Origin of the sequence: Alkalinema sp. FACHB-956, from assembly GCF_014697025.1 — a bacterium.
Classification (GTDB): domain Bacteria; phylum Cyanobacteriota; class Cyanobacteriia; order Leptolyngbyales; family Leptolyngbyaceae; genus Alkalinema.
On record NZ_JACJRC010000001.1, the window covers coordinates 194,892 to 216,248 of the forward strand.

Consider the following 21,357-nt stretch of genomic DNA (forward strand, 5'->3'; position numbering starts at 1 on the left):
AGACCTTGAACAGAGATGCGATCGCAGCTTGGCACGAATCCCCTGCATCCTTCAGAGTTTGAGCCAACGGAAACATGCTCGCTAACTACCGTGGTAATCTCGACAACCGATCGCCGATTCGGAGAGCGCGATGACCGGATGAATCGTACATTTTAGATTGTAATCCCCCGTGAAATACCGGCAAGTACTACAGGGAATCTGATGTAACCGCTTAACCGATTTGTAACCTTGACGGAGACTGCGGGTCAGGCTAACGACCAAGAAACCCACCAACCCCCAAGCGATCGTGAAACACAGTCCAGTGAAGCAAGTTCTAACCCAAACCATGGAACCCTCTCACGCAAACATTGATTGACCGATCGATGCTTGGATTGCTAAACGCTCAACAATAATCAAACTAAACAATCATTCAACAATGATCAGGTAGAAGGAAGTCAACTTCCTCCTACCCAATGTCCATGAGGTGTGCGCAAAATGCAGTGCGCTAAAAGTGAGTGTTAACCAGGTCAGTATCAACCGAGTCGTTATCAACCGAGTCAGTATCAACCGGGCTTATAGTAGCGATTTTAAGCTACTACAAAGTTTACCAATTTACCGGGAACAACGATCGTTTTCTTAATCTCTTTGCCCGCAATATGTTTTTGGGCAATGTCAGAATTCTTCGCCAATTCCTCGATTTGTTCCTTGGTGGAAGCCGCCGGAACCGTAATGGTGCCTCGGGTTTTGCCCAGGATTTGAATCACGATCGTCAACTCATCGGCCACCAACGCCTTGGGATCAACGATCGGGAAGCCATGGGTATGGATCGACTGGGCCTGCCCCAAACTAGCCCACAGTTCATCGGCCATGTGGGGCGCAAAGGGCGCTAACAGCAACAGCAACGTTTGCACCCCTTCCGCATAGACCGGAGACGTTTTGCACTTCGCATCATTCAACGCATTGCTCAACTTCATCAGCTCCGACACCGCCGTATTGAACTGATAGTCGTCGGTCAAGTCCTCCGTCACTTCTTTAATGGCAGTGTGAATCGATCGACGCAGATCCTTCTCTTCCTTCGTCAAGCTATCGGGTAACGTCACCGGATCAGCAGAGACCCCCGACTCCGTCACCAACCGCCAAACCCGATTCAAGAAGCGGAACTGACCTTCCACATCCGCATCATCCCACTCCAAATCCTTTTCTGGCGGAGCTTTAAACAGAATAAACATCCGGGCAGTATCCGCCCCGTATTTGCTAATCACATCACCGGGAGCAACGCCATTGTGTTTAGATTTGGACATCTTTTCATACACCACTTCCAACGCTTCCCCCGTTTCCGGATCGGTGGGATTAGCAAAATCAGTGATGTTTTGGGGAATGACGTATTTGTCCGTGCGCGGATTTTTGTAGGTGCGGCCCTGCACCATGCCCTGGGTCAGCAAGCGCTGGAAGGGTTCATCGCAATTTAACAAGTCCCGATCGCCGTTAGGCGCACATGCGTGATCGCGCACCACTTTGGTAAAAAAGCGGGAATACAACAGGTGCAAAATTGCATGTTCAATTCCGCCCACGTATTGATCCACTGGCATCCAACTATTGCCGATCGCCGGATCGAAAACCGCCTCCGCATTCTGGGCATCGGGATAGCGCATGAAATACCAAGAGGAACACATGAAGGTATCCATCGTGTCCGTTTCCCGTTTAGCAGGGGTGCCGCAACTGGGACAGGGGGTATTGACCCAGGACTCCAACTTCGCCAAGGGCGAGCCTTTGCCGGAAAACTCCACATCCTCAGGCAACTGCACGGGCAACTGATCATCGGGAACCGGAACCGCACCACAGTCAGGACAATGGACGATCGGGATGGGACAGCCCCAGTAGCGCTGCCGAGAAATCAACCAATCCCGCAGCCGGTAGTTAGCAGTGCCTTTGCCCTTTTGGTTCGTTTCCAGCCATTGCACGGCGGCCTCCACACTCTGGCCTTTGCCCTTGCCAGCGGTCACCCCATCCAAGGGGCCAGAGTTGACCATGACGCCCTCTCCCGGCCAAGCTTCAGCCATCGTTGCGCCATCCAAGCTTTCGCCCTCCGGCTGCACCACGACTTTTATTTCTAAGCCAAACTTGCGGGCAAACTCGAAGTCCCGTTGGTCATGGGCCGGAACCGCCATGATTGCTCCCGTGCCGTAGTCCATCATGACGTAGTCGGCAATCCAGATGGGCACCTTGGCTCCGTTTACCGGATTGATGGCATAGCTCCCCGTCCAGACCCCGGTTTTTTCCTTGCCTTCGGCGGTGCGATCGATGTCGCTTTTGGCTTCCGCTTCGGCTTGGTAGGCTTTGATCGCGTCGGCTTGGGCGGGTACGGTTAATTTTTCCACCAGGGGATGTTCTGGGGCAATCACCATAAAGGTGGCTCCCCACAGGGTATCGGGGCGAGTCGTGAAGACAACTAAGTCATCGCCCTGCTCGGTTTGGAAGGTGACTTGTGCGCCCGTGGACTTGCCGATCCAGTTGGCCTGCATCAGCCGCACTTTTTCCGGCCAGCCGCCCAGTTGCTCCAAGTCCTGCAACAGTTGCTCGGCATAGTCGGTAATTTTGAAGAACCATTGGCGCAGTTGTTTGCGTTCAACCTTCGCGCCCGATCGCCACGATCGCCCTTCGCTATCCACCTGCTCGTTAGCCAGCACGGTTTGATCGATGGGATCCCAGTTGACGGTAGCTTCCTTTTGGTAGGCCAAACCGGACTGGAAGAATTGCAGGAACAACCATTGTGTCCATTTGTAGTAGTCCGGGGAGCAGGTGGTAACTTCTTTGCTCCAGTCGAAGGAGATCCCCAGACTATCCAACTGTTTGCGCATTTGGGCAATGTTGGAGTACGTCCATTTGGCGGGATGAATCCCCCGTTCGATCGCGGCATTTTCCGCTGGCAACCCAAAGGCATCCCAACCCATGGGATTCAGCACCCGATAGCCCTGCATCCGCTTCAGGCGGGCGATGACATCGACGATCGTATAGACGCGGACGTGGCCCATGTGGAGGTTACCCGAAGGATAGGGAAACATCGACAGTGCGTAGAATTTGGGCTTGCTGCTGTCGGTTGAAGTTTGGTGCAGACCTTGTTCGGCCCATACCTGCTGCCATTTTTCCTCAATCTCAGCGGGACTGTAACGAGACTCCACGGGATTCACTCCTGCAATTGACGCTATGCAAACAACCATTCTAAAAGCTGGACGGCATTCGGGATAAATATTGCCGTTAATCTTGCCCTCTAGATTTTTGGCAATCTGGATAGACCACCCAGTTATACTACATTGTAGTATAAACCCATTCCAGACACCAAGTCATCAAAGTCGCGATCGATCGCTGTTAAATCTGGAGCGATCGCAGTCATACCAAATTGATTTATCAATGCTACAGATCCGATCCCCCCTAGCCCCCCTTAAAAAGGGGGGAATTTAGTCAAATTCTTTCAAAGTCCCCCTTTTTAAGGGGGATTTAGGGGGATCGTCATGGGTTGCAATCACAGGTTGATTTGGTATCACGTATGGTTCACTTGTGATTCACGTAGGATTCACTTGCTGACAGCCTCGCTTCCGGCTGCAAATCAATTCAATTGCGATTATCTGGATGAGGAATCAGACGAATACCAAGCATGACACTAAAAGTTACAAGGAATTACAAGTTACGACGAGCTACAAGTTGCAATCTACAAGTTGCGACCTACAAGTTGCAATGCGTTACAACACTAAAGCACGATACTACAGGCGTTGCCAAAGGTGTTTCCAGCGTCATCTCTTAGCCCATTCTCCCATCTCACCGCGTGCCTTCTTGGTTGAGACCCATTTCCCTTGTATCTTGGGAGAGGCAACTTTGTTGGGAGACGGGTTCATGGCTGGGCAGTGGCAAGATCGGCAGTGGCAAGACTGGCAGTGGCAAAACTGGCAGTGGCAAAACTGGCAGTGGCGACGATCGCTCCTTAAATCCTTCAAGCTGATTGTGCTGACGATCGTAGCCTTTTGGGTCATGACGTTGAGTGCCTGTGCGCTGCCGCAAATTAAAGCGACCGATCGCTTATTTTTGCCGCTGTCCCTAGACTTTTTGGGCGAGTACGATCTACCCCAGGCTAGCCAGTTTGAGAACACACCCGTGGGCGGCTTGTCGGGCATCACCTACGATCCCCAGCGGGATGTCTTCTATGCCATTTCCGACGATCGCAGTGAAAAAGCCCCCGCCCGGTTCTACACGTTGAAAATCCAGCTTGATCCAGCGTCGCAGCTTAGCAAAGTGGATGTTCAGGGAGTCACATTCCTCCAGCAAGCCGATGGGCAGCCCTATGAACAGCAAACGATCGACAGCGAAGGGATTAGCCTGACGCCCCAAGGCACGGTGTGGATTTCCAGTGAAGGGGTGGCCCGTGATGATATTCCGCCCTTTGTGAACGAATTTGATGTAAAAACCGGCAAACTGTTGCGCAAGCTCTTTTTTCCCGATTACTACACCCCAAAAACGATCGAGGATCCGCAATCTAAACAAACAACGCGCCAGGGCATTCAGGATAACCTGGGTTTTGAATCGCTTACCCTCAGTGCTGGAGCCGCTCGCATGGGGCCGACGGAACCCTATCGCCTGTTTACGGCAACGGAATCTGCCCTGACCCAAGACGCCGAAACCCCAACCGCCGAAACCCGCGCCAAGGCTCGCCTACTGCACTATTACGTGGAAGCAGGACGGATCGATCTGATTGCGGAATACCTCTATGAACTGGAACCCGCGCCCAGTATCACAATTCATCACGGATTGTGTGAATTATTATCCCTGGATCCAGCAGGACGTTTTCTGAGTTTGGAGCGATCGTTTGGGCTGGGGGGCTTTAAGGTCAAGCTGTTTCAACTGTCCTTTGCTGGCGCGAAGGATACGTCCCTCCTGCCCACGGTGCAAAATTTACCCAAAGTCGTCAAACCTGTGCAAAAGCAGGCGTTGCTGGATTTGAGTGAGTTGGGCATCGACCTGGATAACTTGGAAGGTATGACCCTGGGGCCGCGTTTGCCGGATGGATCGCCCAGCCTTCTCTTGGTCAGTGACAACAATTTCAGCGACAATCAGAAGACGCAGTTTCTCCTGTTTCGTGTAAAAGGTTTAAAACCACAATGACCCACGCAACCGATATCAAAACCCTCGTAACCTGGATGGCGGGTGAGTTTAGCAACCAAGAGCAGGCGATCGAAAATCCGCCGTTTTTTGCCCATATTCGGGTTTGTATGCGGCCTTTGCCTAAGGGGCTTTTCGACGGAGCCGCGCTGTATCTCGAGCAAGCCTACGACTTTGCCCAGGATCAGCCCTATCGGCTGCGGGTGTTGCACTTCGTGGAAGTGGATGGACGCATTGAAATTCCCCACTACCGTGTCAAGAATGAGGATGCATTTCGGGGATCCGCTCGCAACTTAGAAAAACTAGCAAAGCTGACCCGAGACGACTTGGAACCCATGTGCGGCTGTGGGATGCAGGTGGAATGGACGGGGCACAGCTTTAAGGGGCGCGTGGAACCGGGGAAACAATGCATCGTGGAACGGAAAGGGAAAACGTCCTACCTGGATAATGAGTTTGAGGTGATGGAGCAGGGACAGACCATGTGGAGCCTCGATCGGGGGCGGGATCCGGAAACCGATGAGATGCTCTGGGGCTCAGTGGCGGGGCCGTTTCACTTTAAACAGGTCAAGAGTTTTGCCCAAGAGTTATCCTGGTAGCTTGGCCTGTATAACTTGGTTGATTGTCGATCGGGGCAAGGTCGATCGCTAGCACAGGGCGATCTCAGGCCATGGCGTTCGGGCGCAGTCAAGCCCAATTGATTCAGACCAACTTCATTTGAGCAAATTACAATCGGGCAAAGTGACCATGTCGAGTTTTGATTCCTCCTTGGATGCGACGCGCCAACAACTGAAGGCAGTGCGTAATCTAATGCTGAAGCTGCATAAAGCTTTGCTGGACTCGGAGAAAGCGGTTTACGAGCAAACAAACGGACGCATTGCCAACAACATGGAGTTTTTTAAGCTGGTGTTGGAGCATGAGCATTTTGCTTGGTTACGGGTGATGTCAAAGTACATTGTGGAAATCGATGAGGCCATGGCGGCGAAGGAGCCGGTGGAAATCGATGTGTTGGCGGCATTGTTGGATAAGGCCACGGCAATGCTCCAACCCAATCCCATGGGAGATCTGCTGTCCCAGCGTTACTATGCCGCGATCGAGCGTGATCCGGTAATTTCTAAGATGCATGTGGAAGCAACGACGCTATTCCGGGGTGATGCTTAACTGGAATAGGTCGCATTGCTATCTCACCGCATTTGGTCATTACAGACTGATTGAGTTGGTAATTCACTAACGGTTGTTGATTAAATTTACGTTTCATTATCTAGATTGGAGTTGGGAGTTCCCATGACCGTTCCACCTGAGTTTATGGAAATTGGTAAGATCGTTGCAGCCCAAGGGATTCGGGGTGAGGTGAGGATCTATCCCAGTTCCGATTTTCCAGAACGGTTTGAGGAGCCGGGAACCCGCTGGCTATTGCGTCCTAACCAAACCCAGCCAGAACCGATCGAACTCCTGAAGGGCTATTACCAAGAGGGCAAAGGGCTCTATATTGTCCAGTTAGCGGGGGTGGGCGATCGTAATGCGGCGGAGGCGTTGCGGGGCTGTTTGTTGCTGGTAGAAAGTAGCGATCGGCCTGAGTTGGAAGAAGGTGAATTCCATGTAGGGGATCTGATTGGGCTCCCGGTTTATTTGCAAGCGACCCAGGATTTGGTGGGAACGGTGAGTAATGTGTTGTTCGCCGGAAATGATTTGCTAGAGGTTCAGGCAGAGGGGCGTAAGGAGACGATTTTGATCCCGTTTGTGGAAGCGATCGTGCCTGTGGTGGATTTGGAGGCCAAGCGCATCGAAATCACTCCACCCCCTGGCTTGATTTGATGGGACTAAACTGGTGTTGCTTGGCGAGTTGCACGATTAATTGTCATAGTGGAGCGTGGCGGATTCTGCGATTAATCGTGCATTCACTAAAGTAAATATTCGATCTATTTCAGCGATTCCTGCATACTCTGCTGATTCTGCCTCAGTGAGTGTATCATTCTTTCCTTTCTCCACGAGAGCTTCCAAACGAGCTTGGAGTTCATCGGTGAATTTGAAGAAGTTGAGGCCACGAACTTGCTGGATCTGAATCCCAGAATCCACCCAGGAGGATGGTTGTACCATGGTTTGTGTGATCATTTGATCTCCAAGGTAGTCAAGTGACTCTAGTGTACCGTATTCTCTGAGTAACTGGTTTTTCTGAATAGCTTTGATACTTATCGATCGCCGGAAACTTTATCGGCTACGGAAGGTGGCACGGTACAAAATCATCAGCATCAGAAGGGTGATCACCAATGCTGGCACGATCGATAACAGTAAGGGAATCAAGCCATTCAATCGATTGGTTACGATCGCGTGGTGGATTGCAGTAACCATCATTTGACCGATTAGCCCTAAGCTGATCACACTACCGAGGCCGATCGTGGCCCAACCAGTCAATAAAACCCATTTCGGTATCCGACCCCGAGCCAGTGTCCGTAATGCGCGACCTTCGGTTTCGATGTTGCCGATCGGATCGAGGGGATTGGGTAAGTGCATCTCGCGGTGCAGATGGGGATCGAGCGGTTGCTCGGTGTAAAGGCGATCGCGGCTAGGGTCGATCGGAAGGAAGTTTTTGGAAGGTTCTTGGGACATTACGGCTGTTGAAGAGTGCTAGTTGAAGGGTGCTAAATGTGAAACCTAGCACCAATAGATTATGTCCATAACTTCAAGCGTTATGCAGCCCATTCCGAATTTGGATATTGGAAACCAGCATTTCCTTATAGTACATATTCTCTTTTTGAAACGAGAATCCAAAGATTAGTGAATTATCACTAAATTTCTTAGGGTTTTTCAGCCTTTGAATGCTTTGAGCTTAAAGAAGCATCTCAAACATTCAGAGGTTTAACCACATGCTTCCCACCACTCATGAAGAATGTATTCGTCAGTTAGAACAGATTCGCTGGGGAGGACAGCACACATGCCCTTACTGTGGCTCAACCAAAGCTACAGCCTACAAAAAGGAACTGCGTTATCGATGTAACGATTGCTTTACATCATATAGTGTTACAGTGGGGACACTTTTTCATAGAACTCATGTAGACTTGCATGTATGGTTCAAAGCAATTTATCTAATCTTCAACTCACCCAAAAAGGTGACTATTCATGGGTTGGCTAATGAGTTAAAAGTAAATAAAAACACTGCCTGTTCAATGTTGGCAAAGATTGATAAAGCTAGAGAAACCGATCGGGATTTTTTACAGAAACTCATTGATGACTTAAATCTTTAAGGCTCAGGATTAGGAGATTTTGAGGGTTAAATGATGGAAAGCAGTTTAAGTCCAAGTTTAATTCGTAAAAAGAACCTTCGCAGAAGCAACTTATTTATTAAGTTAGCCTTGCTCTATCTGTTTGGTGGCTTTGTTGCTCTATGGTTCGGTACTCGTAGCTTAACTGATTCGCCTTCGCCACCTCAGACACAAACTAGTCCAGCAAAAACAGAAAATACGACATCTCCATCTCCCCAAGCGATTAATCAAAAACCTCAAACTTTGCCTAATATTTGGGTTATGCCCGCAAAGTTTGTTGATGGTCTAATTTTACTAAGCAATGAGCAGGGAAAAATTCTTTTTCCTATCCTCTTAACTTTACCAGTTTTGTGCTTTTACTGGATGGTCAGTACTTTTATTGATACACAGGTTGATGAAGAGTTAGATATCAGATTGCAACAGGCTTTGAAAGAATTAAATGATAAGGAGACTTCAGAAGGAATCAAAGTTCGACAAGAATTAGAATTTTTTGTAATCTTAGAAAATCTTTGGCCTCTTGGATTGTCAATACAACATCAATTAGATTTGAACTCTTTAGCACAAGCAACTAAAGCTGAACTACTATCTCCTAATTGGAATGAGAAAGTAGATACAATTACAATGGAAGAAAAAGAACGTGATGCGGCCTTAAATATTTTAGAGAAAGTCGTCAAAAATGACCAAGAACACGAGGTTTTACTTATTTTGGCCAAAAATTCTACTTTGAAAGCCTTAAGTCACTTAAATATTAGTCAACAGTCTTTTGACGTAAGCCTCCTAGCCAAATCATTTGAGAAAGATATATATATTATTCTAAAAGCTTGGTTATGGTTTGGGCTTAAACGAGGTAGAGAATTTCCTGTTGCCTTATTGCCCCTAAGTGCTCCGGATAGACTGCCAGACTATATCGAGGCAATTAACCAAGTGTCTAGTCTTTTAGACTACCAGGATTTTGATGAAATCTTCAAGAAGGAACCAATTAATAACTATAAGCAAGGGAAAGAGTTGATTAAAAAGAAACTAAGAACTTTTGCACAGCTATTAGAAAATCACTACAAAAAGGATTTTCCAAGAGCATTCTAAATTCAAAGTTTCTCTTAAATGTACAAATTTCTACTTCTTTAAAATGGGAACAGATTCGCTATCGTAGTCTGCTGCTTGTAATGCTTGAATTAGGTTTGTATACTCAATAAATTCTTCAGTAGTAGAACTTGGTTGATCAGGAAAATCTATTGAATCAATTGATTCAATAGCTGTGTCTACTGCTGCATCAATCGTATGAAAGGTTTCTTGTTTTTCCATAATTCGAATTGCCTTTAAAAGGATAAGAATTTCTTTAAGCAACTCGAAAACATTCACCTTTTCTCCATCTCTTCTATTGACGCAAAGAATGTTTCGGTTATTGGTAGACATAGCAACTAGGGGCGATGAATAAAAGACAACACCCACATAGTATTCATTCAGAACCGGAGAAAATGTACCGTAAACTAGGAAATTTACTGAGTATTTTCGAGTTATTAAAATAGTACTCCAGTACTCAATAGATGTCAATCAAGGACGATCGCCCATTTCTTCGATCTCGGCTTGCGAGGTAGACCTGCTAATGAGTCCAGCCTATATCGACTCTAGGTCGAAACCCACAGTCATCTAACCAGTGCTGTACAGGTAGGCTTTTCCCAGTCTGTCACCCGCCCCCCTAAAAAACGGTATAGTGAAGAAGTGACGCTTGCCTTGCTCCCAACATATGAACCTACTGTGGTTTCGACGAGACCTCCGACTCAGTGATCATGAAATTGTCAGCCTAGCCACTGCAAATAACGCTAGCGTTCTACCCTTTTTCATCATTGATCCTTGGTTTTATCAGTGGGAGGATGTGGGGCAAGCTCGGGTTCGCTTCCTGTTTGAATCCTTGGAAAACCTGCATAACAACTTACAAAAATTGGGTAGTTCCCTAACGCTCTTTGAAGGCAATCCTGTTAAGATTATTCAACAACTAACGCAATACTTTCTCGATCGCCAGCAAACCCCGAAACTCTACTTTAATCGAGATGTACAGGTTGAGTACGGAATCACCCGCGATCGCGCCATCCTAGACTTTTATCGATCGCGCAATCTCGACTATCATCTGGGCCTCAACCATTTCCTGCAACTTCAGGACAACCGCGATCGTTGGTTTGCGGAATACTACACCTATCAACGCGCCACCCCCTATCCCGCGCCCAAAAACATCAATACTCCGTCCCTAGAAATTCCCTTGCCCCAACTGTCCTTTCGCCAGCTCAAATACAAATATCGTGAGTTTTGGCAAAGGAAAAAAGTTTATTTCAGAGGCGGCGAAACGGAAGCAAAAACCACTTTACGATCGTTCTTAGACCGCAGATTTGAAGGCTATCACTGGAAACTTTCCCGTCCTTGGTTAGCGCAGTGGGGAGCCACATCCCATCTTTCGCCCCACCTCACCTTTGGCACCATTTCCACCCGCCAAGTGTATCAAAAAACGAAAGCCAAAGCGATCGACCTCAGCCATGTCCCTAAAGCAGAATTTAGCCTGAAAAATTTTCGCGATCGTCTACGCTGGCACGATAGTTTTACGCAACGGTTGTACTTCCATCCCGAAGTCGCCTACCAAAACCGCTATCCTGAATTTGATGATTGGTACACCCCTGCTGAATTATCGCCCCAAAAACAAGCCTTATTTCAAGCTTGGCAGGAGGGAATGACGGGATTTCCCTTAATTGATGCCAGCATGAGACAACTCAAACACATGGGCTGGATGAATTTTCGAATGCGAGCGATGTGCGCCACGTTTTTAACCATCAATTGCGGCATTTCCTGGCACCATGGCGCACGGCATTACATGAATTATTTAGTCGATGGGGATCTCGCGATCGATAACTGGCAGTGGCAAATGCAAGCAGGCATTACCAATCCCTTAAGCGAAACCTTTCGCATTTACAATCCCACTAAAAATATTGAAGAGAAAGATCCACAATTGCGATTTATTCACTATTGGCTCAGCGAACTGAAACCCTATGGCCTGAACGAGATTCTACGAGGTGACTATTTAACAGAAAGTACCTACCCAAAACCAATCCTTGACTGGGCAGAGACTCGCAAAGTTAATGGTAAAGTAATCTCTAACCTACGCAAACAAGTCAAGGAGCGTCTCATCGCCGAAGGGGGAGAGGAATTCACAAGTGCTCAAGCCGCCCAACAAACCGTCGAGAAGTATCAGCAATATCGCGATCGAGAATACGGTGCAATGACGGCTCGTTTGGCGCAAACGGATGGCTAATCGATTCATGCATTGAGAGGAACACCGTCACACAAAATTCCTGTCGAAATTTATACAGTTTCTCAAGCCTGATACGAAGCAGCCTCACCCAATCGGGTGAACCGAGCTAGTCTGGTTTAATCAAGGCCCCAAGACGATCGGGAATTATGAATAATCCCTGTGTTTTTATGGACAGTGCCCGCAAATTCGGCACAATCACAGTACCCCCTTGGCAGAACCGCTCCCACTCCCATAAACTCTCGTCAGGATGCTAGGAGATCATGAATGAATAGCTCAAAACCAACCGGCTGGATTCCCGATCTACAGGACCCCAGAGATTTCACCCTCAATAATCAACTGATTCAACAGTTATTGCTCCAGAGCCAATCCGATCGACGAGTGACCCAGGTCACTCAGGAATTAATTAGCTGGTTAAATGAACTCATTAGCTATCTACCCACCGATAATCCATCTAATTCATCCATTCAAGAAGGTAAATGGCAGAAATTAGTTAAATTTGTCCCAACCCTACTCGATCGCCTCAATCCCAAGCCCAATAAACCCTTAAATGCTCAACAAACAGAGCCTTCGGCTCAGCAATCCCTAGGAACGACCTTAGAAACGCTACAAAAACTAACCCCAGGCAACGACGTAACCCTCCTCACGATGGTGCCTGCAAGACTGGTACCTGCCAAAGTCCTCTCACCCCAGCCCCCAGCCGCCCCTCCAGGCCCGCCTCCCTCACCATACACCACCCTGATTCAGTTACAACCCACTCAAATTAAGCAAGCTGACTCTAGTTCTTCCCCTGACGCTGACCAAATCTATCTCCTCTTACGGGGAACTTTAAAACAGTTAGAAACCCTGTTAAACAATACTCCCCAGCGATCGTTTCCCGCCGAGTTCACCGAACTCAAAGAGCACTGCCATCGCATCGAAAACCAAGCCCAGCATGGCTACAGTGCTTGCACCGCCCATGCTGGCATTGCACTGATGGAATACTTCGCCTCCCGCTACAGCCAAGGCCAAGGCAACGGCCCCGACGATACCCGCTTTTCCAGTCGCTTTCTCTATCGTGTTACCCGCTTAATTGATGGCACCGAGCAGCAAGATAGCGGCGCATCCCTACGATCGACCCTCAAAGCCATGATGATTTTTGGCTTACCCCCAGAAAAATATTGGCAATGGCACCCCCCCTCCCCAAAAAATCGAAGTTGCGATCAAACCCTCAACCCAGACAATCTGTTGAGCGATCCCCCGGCCTTCTGTTACGCCTATGCCCAAAGCTACCAAACCCTGCGTTACTTTCGCCTCGATCGGCCTGGAATGAACAAGACTGCCCTCCTTGCCCAAATCAAAGCAGCCCTCCTCGGCGGATTCCCAGCCATTTTCGGATTCCGTATTTTGAGTGACACCCTCTACGCAGATTCCAAAGCCACTGGAGACATCGCTTTACCGAATGAAATTCCCGATTCTGAGAATGGTCATCCCATCCGGGGGCACGCCGCCCTAGCGATCGGGTACGACGATAACCACACCGTTCCTAACCACAGTCCCGGAGCCATTTACTTTAAAAATTCCTGGGGTAAGGACTGGGGCGACAAAGGCTTTGGCTGGTTACCCTATGACTACATCCTCAAAGCCACAGAGCAAAATCAGTTATGCAGCGATTGGTGGACATTGCTGGACGCGAAATGGATGGAAACCAATAGTCTGGGAATTTCTGCCGCAGAGAAAGACAAAATTATTAGTTTTGGGGAAACTTCAAATCCTAAGATTAAGAAATAGTCTTCCTTAGGAGAAGCCAAGCAGCCCCCATCCTCAGCTTCCTGTCACTCTGTGATTCTTCTTGCTCCTAGTTTTGATTGCTGTGTTCTATGATTGCTATGTTCTATGCATGACCCCGAGCATTCCTCCGATCGTCCTTCCGAGCCCCCCCAGCCCCAGCCCGCTGCCGAGACGGATTCCAATCAACTTCCCGAGAGTCAATTTGATCTCTTCATTTCCTACTGTCGGCGCAATCTGGAATTCATTCAAGCGTTCTATCAAGATCTGCAAAAGCAACAACGCAGCATTTGGATTGATTGGGCAGACATTCCACCTAGCGTTGATTGGCGCGCCGAAATTCACCAAGGGATTTCCGCAGCGGATAGCTTCATTGCCGTACTAAGCCCGGAATACCTCGCATCTTACGAATGCCAGGTGGAGTATGAAACCGCCTTGCAGATGAACAAACGATTAATCCCGATCGTTTGTGAAAACGTCAATCCTAAAGAGGCTCCCAAACCGCTGGCTGATTTAAATTGGATCTTTTTTCGATCGGAAGACAATTGGGATGAGTCTTTTGCCAAATTAGCAGAGGCTCTAGATACAGATTTACCGCACGTGCGAGCCCACACGCGGCTATTACTCCGCGCCCAGGAATGGCAGAATCACGATAAGGATGAAAGCTTTTTGCTGCGGGGAACAGACCTAGAACGGGCCGAACAATGGTGCATCGAAGGAGCCACAAAGCAACCCGAACCCAGTACCCTACAGCTGCAATATATCGACACCAGTCGCCGTACAGAGCGAGCCCAGCAGCGATCGCTGATTCGGTTGCAACGAACGATGCTAGGCACGATGACAGCCGCTTTTTTGATTGCCAGCGGATTGGGCGTTTTTGCCTATCGTCAATATCAAATGGCCACGGTCAATGAAATCAAAACCTTGGGAGCCTTTTCTGAAGCACTGTTTAAGGAAAATAACGTCTTCGATGCCTTAATCCAAAGCCTCCGCGCCAGTCGGCTCTTAAAACAAGCCACCTGGGCTACACCAGAAACCCAGCAAAAAATTACGGATACCGCCCTGCAAGCAGCCTACTGGGTGATGGAAGCCAATCGCTTGGAAGGCCATAAAGACTGGGCTATGGGAGTAGAGTTCAGCCCCGATGGTCAAATTCTGGCATCAACCAGTGGTGACAAAACCGTGCGGTTATGGCAGTTGAACGGTCAACCCATCGCCACCCTAGAAGGTCATCAATCCGGGGTCTTTTTTGTCACCTTCAGTCCCAATGGTCAGCAACTGGCTTCCGCTAGCAAAGATGGCACCGTGCGGCTGTGGCAGCGCGATGGCACCCCTGGCCCCGTCTTATCCGGCCATAAAGACGCCGTGAATAGTGTTTTCTTTAGCCGCGATGGACAATCCCTATGGTCGGCGGGGGAAGACGGTACGATTCGCAAATGGTCGATCGAGGGCAAACCGGGCGTCATTCTCCGCCAACATCCCAAAGCCATTTACAGCTTAGCGCCCAGTCCCGATGGCACCCTCATGGCTTCCGCAGGCGAAGATAAATTCGTGCGCCTATGGTCGATCGAGGGCAAAGTCCTCAGGAAATTAAAGGGCGCTAAGGACTTAATTTCCCAGGTTAAATTCAGTCCCGATGGCCGTGCGATCGCTGCTGTTGACCTGAAAGGCAAAATTACCCTTTGGGATTCCAAGAGTGGGAAAATCCTGCGACAGTTTGCCCAACCCGACTCCGAACGCCCCCTCTATGGCTTAGCCTTCAGTCCCGATGGTCGCATCCTCGCCACGGCCAGTGCTGATAAAGTGATTGACCTCTGGCGCTGGCAGGATGGCACCTTTTTGGAATCCCTCAAGGGCCACAGCGGCATGATTAACGGGATCACTTTTGCCCCCGATCGCAACCAATTACTCCTCGCCTCCGCCAGCCAAGATGCCACTCTGAAACTATGGCGCTTCGATCGCAGTATTCTGTCACCGCTCATCGGCCACGAAGAACCCGTGAACAGCGTCAGCTTTAGCCCCGATGGCCAGCAAATCGTGTCGGGCAGTAGTGATAAAACCCTACGACTGTGGTTACCCAACGGGGATTTAAAACAAGTTTTAAAAAGCCACCAAGATCGCATTTACAGTGTCAGTGTTAGTCCCAATGGCAAATTACTAGCCTCCGCCGGAGCCGACAAAAAAGTCATGATATGGGATTGGAACGGCACTGATAACAAGCATGAGAACAAGCAACTGCCGACAGCTCAAACCATCCATCGAGTTCAATTCAGTCCAGACAGTCAATGGATTGCAGCAGTGGATGCAGATGGAACGCTGTATGTCTGGAAAGTGGATGGCACCCCGATCTCGCAGGTCAAAACCTCCAGCACAAGGCTAGATAATGTGAACTTTAGCCCCGATGGCCAGTTCATTATCCTGGGTACTGAGCAAGGCGAGATTCAACTGTGGAGTATTGCTGGATTTCTGAAACAACAAACAAAACCTGTCAAAACGTTTCCTGCCCACGCTCAAGCAATTCACGATGTCGTTTTTAGCCCCGATGGTCAAACCCTTGCATCAACGAGTAACGATCGTACTGTCAAGCTCTGGAAACCAGATGGAACGCTACTGAGAACACTGACTGGCCACCAAGATATCGTTCTCGCCGTGCGCTTTAGTCCCGATGGTCAAACGATCGCCTCTTCCAGTGACGATCGCTCGATCAAATTGTGGCACTTGGATGGTCGCTTAATTGCCAGTCTGAATGGTCACCGCAGTGGAATCTATGGACTCAGCTTTAGCCCCGATGGTCAAAAACTTGCTTCTGCTAGTGATGATAAACGAGTCCTCGTTTGGAATCTTCAGAATTTACAGTTAGATTCCCTATTAGATCGTAGTTGCAATTGGCTTCATGATTACTTAACAACCAATCAAGCAGCCTTAAAAAATCCAGATAGCATTCGCGATCGCCAATTTTGTGACGATCGACGACGTTAGATCGCTTATCCAACAGGCACAAACACGGACACCCTACCTGATCGATCGCTAGAGAAGTCGATCGCTGTAGGGATAGGGGCGATCGGGAAACGTTCCAGGCCAGCGTAGGAGAACGACTTCCTCACGCATTTGCTCCTTAGTTGCGGTGGCAATCCGGGTTCTAAATAGGTCAATATTAATCACCTCATACCCTAACCCCTCCGCCACATTGGCCAGCAATTCCCCCGTCCGAATCATCACTTGCAGGTAGGACTTCTGATCCCCCACGACATAGGCCAATTGCGCCCCAGGCCGCAGAATCGTGCGCAAATCCGCTAAATGCTTGGCCATGCCCCCAAAGTAGAGTTTGACCGCCCGGTGATACAGACGCTCGAATCCGCTGGTTTTGTTCAAGTCAATGCGTCTTTGTTCAATTTCCTGGGCAATGCGTTGAATTTCAGGATGTTTCGCGACCCATTGATCATCCTGGTCAGCCGCATAAACATTGCGCGTATTCGATCGTAGTAGTCCCTGTTTCAGCGATCGTAAATCTGCTTTGGTTTGCAGAAAGCCCAGGAGAACAGATTCCAGTCGAGTCGTGCGAGTGTAGTCTTTTTCGTTCGGGTAAGGGGGGGATGTGATGATCGTATCGATCGATTGTGGTGCAAGCAATGGCAAAATGTTGCGAGAATCACCATGGTGAACCGTAGCAGCAATGCTGGGCAAAGTCTTGAGATATTGCAAGTCCTGCACCATCGCCTGCACTCGATCGAGCCATGCCTGCACCACCTCCGCATCATCCTTAGCTTTACCCACCCCAACTTCGGGGCCAAAATACAGGTTGCTGACATCGGATACCGCTGTTCTGGCAAGGGCTAGTTTAAGATGACGATCGATCGGTCGATCGCTCTTATGTCCCCACGTTTCCAACGTCTCCCGCAGTACCAGCAATTTATGGAGCGGGCGCGGACTAATGGAATTCTTCAGGAGTAACTTGCTGGCTTCTTCAGACAATTCCCGCAGTTGGGTTTCTTGCTGAAGCTGAGCGGTGGCGCGATCGGCAATTTGCTCCGCTTGGTGCCGCAGTTCAGCGGGATCCGGCGTCCAATCCAGCTTAACTGACCCCGCAAACCAGGCCATGGGATTGGCTTCCACCCCAACACTGGCAATGCCCAACTTTTTGCCTTCCACAACGGTTGTACCCGTGCCACAAAAGGGATCGAGCATCGTCTGGTCAGGCCCGATCGCGAACTTTTCCAGATATTCCTGCACTAAATGGGCCGGAAAGGACAGGACAAAGCGATACCAGTCATGGGCAGCCCGATCGCACGATCGTAGTTGATTAATTTCCGGTCGGCTTAAATCCTGGGGGGAAACACTGCCCATAGAAGACACTACCCGTAGTGTGACTAGCTGCAAAAAGACCAATTCAGACACTAGCTTACCATGTCTCTTGGCTCCTGCACGGTTTTCTCGCAACGGTGAGCTTCGATCGATTCTTTCAGATCGTCGATCCTTTCAGATCTAGGTGGGCGGGTAACTAGCAGTCGATCGTTGGAGTTTCCAGAAAGGAATTTTTTGGGTCGCTTCCAGACTGGCTCCCAAAATATCCTGTTGGGCAAACAGAAAATCCTTGCTTTGCCAAAGAGGAATAAACGGGACATCCTCCGCCACGATCGCTTGCAATTCCGCAAAGAGTTTTTGGCGTTGCATAGGATTCTGTTCTTGACGACTTTGGGCGAGGAGTTGATTCGCGCGATCGCTATAGTAAAACGACCCTTGCAAGACTGATTGGCCATCACTACAACCGTTTTTAGCATCGCCTTTAGTACAATCCACAAAGGGTTGGAGGTAACTATCGGCGTCAATGTAATCCGGTGTCCAATCTAGCAACATCATAGGATAGACACCCTTATCTAAATTGTTGTAGGCAGTGACTGATTCCACACCATTCAGTTGCAACTCTAGCATTCCTCCCATGGTTTTCTTAGCCAATGCCTTCAGTGTCACCACAGATAATTGATCGTTAGTGAGATTCGATCGATACCAGAGTTCGACCTTCAAGGGGTTCTGGGCAGAAAATCCCGCTTTTTGCAGGAGTTCCTTGGCTTTGTCGATGTTGCGATCGCCATACTGGGTTTTAAACGTGGGCACATGTTCCGGCAAGGTAGCCGGAATCAGACTGTAGAGTGGGTCAACCTGTTGTTCAAAAATGCGCGATTGTAATAACGATCGATCGACCAGGGCCGCGATCGCTTGCCGCACAGCTTTCTGATCTAAGGGCGGAGAATTGAGATTAAGGGTTAAATAGTCAATGCCACTGCCTGCTTGCTCAATGATTTGCCAATGTTTTTGAGCAACGGAGTCCTTGAGGTTGCGGATTTGTTCGATCGCGAGGCTCTGGGTGGCGAGATCGACGGCTCCGGTTCGGAAGGCGTTGTATAAGTTGGCTGGACTTGAAAAGATTTGTACATCAATTCCAGCATTGCTCGGCTTACCTCCCCAGTATTGCTCAAAGGGTTCCAATCGTAATCGATCGACGTTAAACGCGACCAATTTATAAGGCCCAGTTCCCACGACTTCCTTGGGTTTAAATTCCCCTTCTTTAATCGTGTAAGCCTTGGGAGAAACGGCACAGGCTCCGGAGAAAGCAAGCAGCGCTGGGAAAGCGGCAAAGGGCTTTTTAAGTTTAATGGTCAGTTCGTAGGGGGCGCTGGCTTTTACTTGGTCGATCGCGTCCGAGAGTAGGAATGAGGGCGATCCACCGTTTTTCATGAAGCGTTCTAGGGAAAAGGCCATGGCAGCGGCATCGAAGGGGGTGCCATCGTGGAAGACAACGCCTTGGCGCAGGGGGATGGTGTAGGTCAAACCGTCGGCACTGACTTTTGGGAGGCTCATGGCCAGTTGGGGGACGAGTTCGCGGGTTCCCAGTTTGTAGGTGTAGAGCCGATCGCTGAGGTTATACAGCAACATCCCTTCAAAGCTGGTGTAGGCATCGGCAGGGTCGATCGTGCTGATGTTGGCAGTGGTTCCAAGGGTGATGCGGCCATAGTCGCCCGGTTTGGCCCCCCTTTGAGCCCCCGGCTGGCTGGCGCTGCAACTGACAATCATCAGGCAAGCACAGAAGAAAAGGCCCAGTTTGGTCAGGAGCGATCGTAGGGTAATCGGTCTGCTGGCAAGGGAAGATCGTCGATTCATCCTCGGATACCGTGGAATGGCCTGTGGAGACTAGGAACTCCACAAAATTAACAGCACCGCCGTAGGTCGCTGATGCCCTGTAGCGGACGATTATCCACGGTTAATGGATAATGCCCCAAGCTGCAACCACCTGGAAGAAGGCGCATACTAGATATTACCATTACGATCTAGGTTCCCTGGTTTATGATACGGAGAGGCTTCCCATTCTGAAATGCCCCAGACGGTTTGAAAATCCTGATAGAGTTGGCAAATGATTATGGTTGCAGTGTCTTCGATCCAATCGCGACAATTGGTAGGTGAGCAGCGGGTCGTTTTTTACAACTTAAATTGGTCGGCCTATCAGCAAATTTTGCAAGCCTTGGGCGATCGGAGGGCGGCTCGACTGACTTACGATCGGGGAACGTTGGAAATTAAGATGCCGCTGGAAGAACACGAGTTTTATAGTGAACTGATTGGACGGTTTATTTACTTTCTGGTAGCGGAAACGGGGCAAAAAATTAAAACGCTAGGATCGACAACGCTGATGCGGGAGGATCTCGATCGGGGGGCGGAACCGGACAAAGCCTATTATATCCAGAATCAGGCTCAGGTGTCTGGGAAAACGGTGAACCTCCAGCAAGATCCACCGCCGGATTTAGTGGTGGAAGTGGATATTACCCATACGGATCTGGATAAATTAGCCCTCTATGCTCAAATGGGAGTTCCGGAGTTTTGGCGATATGATGGGCAAGATTGGCGAATTTATCAACGCTGCGGGGAGCAATACCAAGAGGTGTCTACCAGTCCCACCTTTCCGTTTGTGCCTAAAACAAAGTTGGATGAATTTCTAGCCCAAGCTCAAGTGGATGAAATTGCAGCAGAAAGAACGCTACGGGAATGGGTTCACCAAACACTTGAGATCATCAAAAATGGAATTTCCCCTGATCATCTAGATTGACTATAGACTGACATAGATTCTATAGGATCTAACCAATACATTGTATTCCTGGTCAGTATGCTTTGACAATAATGTACTTCATTGGAGTGATTGCTGAAGGTGGCTATATTTTATTTTCATGAAATATAAGTCTCAATATTTTAATTTTCGAATAATGATGCTTAAAAGTAGATATTTCTCCTGAAAACTAAGGCATCCTATAGTAATGCTTGAGTAGATGTAGGTTACTCAACTCCTTAAAGGCTAAGTTTGTTAGAAGTATGGCCAAAAAATCTAGCTCAAATAAACGATCAGTTCGCCCCAATATTAATCAAGTTAGGGCTAAAGTGCGTGAACTTTCGCAGCAATATGGCTATGATGAGCAAGTTTTGCTGAGTTTTGCTGAGTTTATTAATGGGGGGACTTTTAAGCTCGTCGAACCAAGTATGCAGGATTTAAAAAATGCCGTCATCAGTGCATTTGATTGTTCGTCGTACCAGGAATTGAAAAGGGATAGTAGCTTTAAGCTATTTGTCCAAGAAAATCACTTGCAAATGAATACTAAAGCAGCTTGGTTAAAAGTGTACCGAAAGTTTGTAGGTTTGCCTGAAAGCGAACGAAACTCGATTGGAAACACCTCGATTAATGGAGTCGATGTATTACGAAATTTCTTGCCTTGGAAAGTCTTTGATCTAGATCCTAAAACTGCTACAGCTGATGAAATTAAGTCAGCATTTAATAAACTTGCAAAGGAACATCATCCAGACCGTGGTGGAAATTCAGCAGTTTTTGAACAACTAAAAATTATGCGAGACAGTTTGTTGGCTGCTTATTGATGGTAA

At 48.7% G+C, this 21,357-nt stretch carries 18 protein-coding genes; 11 read left to right on the forward strand and 7 right to left on the reverse strand.

What is annotated here, in order from left to right:
• Positions 1 to 81 precede the first annotated feature (81 nt).
• Complete coding sequence (locus tag H6G21_RS00835) at positions 82 to 327, reverse strand: hypothetical protein (protein WP_190569527.1); 246 nt, start codon at positions 325 to 327, stop codon at positions 82 to 84.
• Positions 328 to 566: 239 nt separating this feature from the next.
• Positions 567 to 3,158: a leucine--tRNA ligase gene (gene leuS, locus H6G21_RS00840; RefSeq protein ID WP_347277953.1), complete on the reverse strand. Its 2,592-nt coding sequence runs from the start codon at positions 3,156 to 3,158 to the stop codon at positions 567 to 569.
• Between the two features lie 709 nt (positions 3,159 to 3,867).
• On the opposite strand from leuS, the gene H6G21_RS00845 reads away from it, so the two are divergent.
• From H6G21_RS00845 to rimM, 4 genes are all read left to right on the forward strand, one after another.
• Positions 3,868 to 5,130, forward strand: a complete 1,263-nt coding sequence (locus H6G21_RS00845; protein WP_190569531.1) for an esterase-like activity of phytase family protein — start codon at positions 3,868 to 3,870, stop codon at positions 5,128 to 5,130.
• Positions 5,127 to 5,723, forward strand: a complete 597-nt coding sequence (locus H6G21_RS00850; protein ID WP_190569533.1) for a chromophore lyase CpcT/CpeT — start codon at positions 5,127 to 5,129, stop codon at positions 5,721 to 5,723. Before H6G21_RS00845 ends, H6G21_RS00850 begins: the two co-directional genes overlap by 4 nt.
• A 148-nt stretch (positions 5,724 to 5,871) precedes the next feature.
• A complete protein-coding gene (locus H6G21_RS00855) occupies positions 5,872 to 6,285 on the forward strand; it encodes a hypothetical protein (protein WP_190569535.1) in 414 nt (137 codons plus the stop codon).
• A gap of 123 nt (positions 6,286 to 6,408) precedes the next feature.
• The gene (gene rimM, locus H6G21_RS00860; RefSeq protein WP_190569537.1) at positions 6,409 to 6,939 is read left to right on the forward strand and encodes a ribosome maturation factor RimM; all 531 of its coding nucleotides are present in this window, start codon (positions 6,409 to 6,411) and stop codon (positions 6,937 to 6,939) included.
• Between the two features lie 36 nt (positions 6,940 to 6,975).
• On the opposite strand, the gene H6G21_RS00865 is transcribed toward rimM, so the two are convergent.
• Positions 6,976 to 7,236: a hypothetical protein gene (locus H6G21_RS00865; protein WP_190569539.1), complete on the reverse strand. Its 261-nt coding sequence runs from the start codon at positions 7,234 to 7,236 to the stop codon at positions 6,976 to 6,978.
• A 96-nt stretch (positions 7,237 to 7,332) separates the two neighbouring features.
• Entirely contained in the window at positions 7,333 to 7,731 is a 399-nt protein-coding gene (locus H6G21_RS00870; protein ID WP_190569541.1) for a hypothetical protein, read from the reverse strand.
• 257 nt (positions 7,732 to 7,988) lie between these two features.
• Here H6G21_RS00870 and H6G21_RS00875 point away from each other — a divergent pair, with 257 nt between their 5' ends.
• Both H6G21_RS00875 and H6G21_RS00880 read left to right on the forward strand, forming a co-directional pair.
• Positions 7,989 to 8,366 (forward strand): transposase, encoded by a 378-nt coding sequence (locus H6G21_RS00875; protein ID WP_190569543.1) that lies wholly within the window; start codon positions 7,989 to 7,991, stop codon positions 8,364 to 8,366.
• A gap of 30 nt (positions 8,367 to 8,396) precedes the next feature.
• A complete protein-coding gene (locus tag H6G21_RS00880) occupies positions 8,397 to 9,467 on the forward strand; it encodes a hypothetical protein (protein WP_190569545.1) in 1,071 nt (356 codons plus the stop codon).
• A 30-nt stretch (positions 9,468 to 9,497) separates the two neighbouring features.
• Here H6G21_RS00880 and H6G21_RS00885 read toward each other — a convergent pair whose 3' ends face one another.
• Positions 9,498 to 9,833, reverse strand: a complete 336-nt coding sequence (locus H6G21_RS00885) for a hypothetical protein (RefSeq protein WP_190569547.1) — start codon at positions 9,831 to 9,833, stop codon at positions 9,498 to 9,500.
• Positions 9,834 to 10,128: 295 nt separating this feature from the next.
• Here H6G21_RS00885 and H6G21_RS00890 point away from each other — a divergent pair, with 295 nt between their 5' ends.
• The 3 genes from H6G21_RS00890 (at position 10,129) to H6G21_RS00900 (ending at position 16,422) form a co-directional block, all read left to right on the forward strand.
• Positions 10,129 to 11,679 (forward strand): FAD-binding domain-containing protein, encoded by a 1,551-nt coding sequence (locus H6G21_RS00890; protein WP_190569550.1) that lies wholly within the window; start codon positions 10,129 to 10,131, stop codon positions 11,677 to 11,679.
• Positions 11,680 to 11,943: 264 nt separating this feature from the next.
• Complete coding sequence (locus H6G21_RS00895; RefSeq protein ID WP_190569552.1) at positions 11,944 to 13,446, forward strand: C1 family peptidase; 1,503 nt, start codon at positions 11,944 to 11,946, stop codon at positions 13,444 to 13,446.
• 105 nt (positions 13,447 to 13,551) lie between these two features.
• Positions 13,552 to 16,422, forward strand: a complete 2,871-nt coding sequence (locus H6G21_RS00900; protein ID WP_190569554.1) for a TIR domain-containing protein — start codon at positions 13,552 to 13,554, stop codon at positions 16,420 to 16,422.
• 48 nt (positions 16,423 to 16,470) lie between these two features.
• Here H6G21_RS00900 and H6G21_RS00905 read toward each other — a convergent pair whose 3' ends face one another.
• Both H6G21_RS00905 and H6G21_RS00910 read right to left on the reverse strand, forming a co-directional pair.
• Complete coding sequence (locus H6G21_RS00905) at positions 16,471 to 17,787, reverse strand: DNA methyltransferase (RefSeq protein ID WP_190569555.1); 1,317 nt, start codon at positions 17,785 to 17,787, stop codon at positions 16,471 to 16,473.
• 138 nt (positions 17,788 to 17,925) lie between these two features.
• Positions 17,926 to 19,599: an ABC transporter substrate-binding protein gene (locus H6G21_RS00910; RefSeq protein ID WP_190569557.1), complete on the reverse strand. Its 1,674-nt coding sequence runs from the start codon at positions 19,597 to 19,599 to the stop codon at positions 17,926 to 17,928.
• Positions 19,600 to 19,855: 256 nt separating this feature from the next.
• Here H6G21_RS00910 and H6G21_RS00915 point away from each other — a divergent pair, with 256 nt between their 5' ends.
• Positions 19,856 to 20,536, forward strand: a complete 681-nt coding sequence (locus H6G21_RS00915) for a Uma2 family endonuclease (RefSeq protein WP_190570424.1) — start codon at positions 19,856 to 19,858, stop codon at positions 20,534 to 20,536.
• A 260-nt stretch (positions 20,537 to 20,796) separates the two neighbouring features.
• Complete coding sequence (locus H6G21_RS00920) at positions 20,797 to 21,351, forward strand: J domain-containing protein (RefSeq protein ID WP_190569559.1); 555 nt, start codon at positions 20,797 to 20,799, stop codon at positions 21,349 to 21,351.
• Positions 21,352 to 21,357: the final 6 nt, after the last annotated feature.

Excerpts from the sequence above, each read along its gene's own strand:
- H6G21_RS00835 (WP_190569527.1), bottom strand. The coding sequence starts at position 327 with ATGGTTTGGGTTAGAACTTGCTTCACTGGACTGTGTTTCACGATCGCT.
- H6G21_RS00845 (WP_190569531.1), top strand. The coding sequence starts at position 3,868 with ATGGCTGGGCAGTGGCAAGATCGGCAGTGGCAAGACTGGCAGTGGCAA.
- H6G21_RS00850 (WP_190569533.1), top strand. The coding sequence starts at position 5,127 with ATGACCCACGCAACCGATATCAAAACCCTCGTAACCTGGATGGCGGGT.
- H6G21_RS00855 (WP_190569535.1), top strand. The coding sequence starts at position 5,872 with ATGTCGAGTTTTGATTCCTCCTTGGATGCGACGCGCCAACAACTGAAG.
- rimM (WP_190569537.1), top strand. The coding sequence starts at position 6,409 with ATGACCGTTCCACCTGAGTTTATGGAAATTGGTAAGATCGTTGCAGCC.
- H6G21_RS00865 (WP_190569539.1), bottom strand. The coding sequence starts at position 7,236 with ATGATCACACAAACCATGGTACAACCATCCTCCTGGGTGGATTCTGGG.
- H6G21_RS00870 (WP_190569541.1), bottom strand. The coding sequence starts at position 7,731 with ATGTCCCAAGAACCTTCCAAAAACTTCCTTCCGATCGACCCTAGCCGC.
- H6G21_RS00875 (WP_190569543.1), top strand. The coding sequence starts at position 7,989 with ATGCTTCCCACCACTCATGAAGAATGTATTCGTCAGTTAGAACAGATT.
- H6G21_RS00880 (WP_190569545.1), top strand. The coding sequence starts at position 8,397 with ATGATGGAAAGCAGTTTAAGTCCAAGTTTAATTCGTAAAAAGAACCTT.
- H6G21_RS00890 (WP_190569550.1), top strand. The coding sequence starts at position 10,129 with ATGAACCTACTGTGGTTTCGACGAGACCTCCGACTCAGTGATCATGAA.
- H6G21_RS00895 (WP_190569552.1), top strand. The coding sequence starts at position 11,944 with ATGAATAGCTCAAAACCAACCGGCTGGATTCCCGATCTACAGGACCCC.
- H6G21_RS00900 (WP_190569554.1), top strand. The coding sequence starts at position 13,552 with ATGCATGACCCCGAGCATTCCTCCGATCGTCCTTCCGAGCCCCCCCAG.
- H6G21_RS00905 (WP_190569555.1), bottom strand. The coding sequence starts at position 17,787 with ATGGGCAGTGTTTCCCCCCAGGATTTAAGCCGACCGGAAATTAATCAA.
- H6G21_RS00910 (WP_190569557.1), bottom strand. The coding sequence starts at position 19,599 with ATGAATCGACGATCTTCCCTTGCCAGCAGACCGATTACCCTACGATCG.
- H6G21_RS00915 (WP_190570424.1), top strand. The coding sequence starts at position 19,856 with ATGGTTGCAGTGTCTTCGATCCAATCGCGACAATTGGTAGGTGAGCAG.
- H6G21_RS00920 (WP_190569559.1), top strand. The coding sequence starts at position 20,797 with ATGGCCAAAAAATCTAGCTCAAATAAACGATCAGTTCGCCCCAATATT.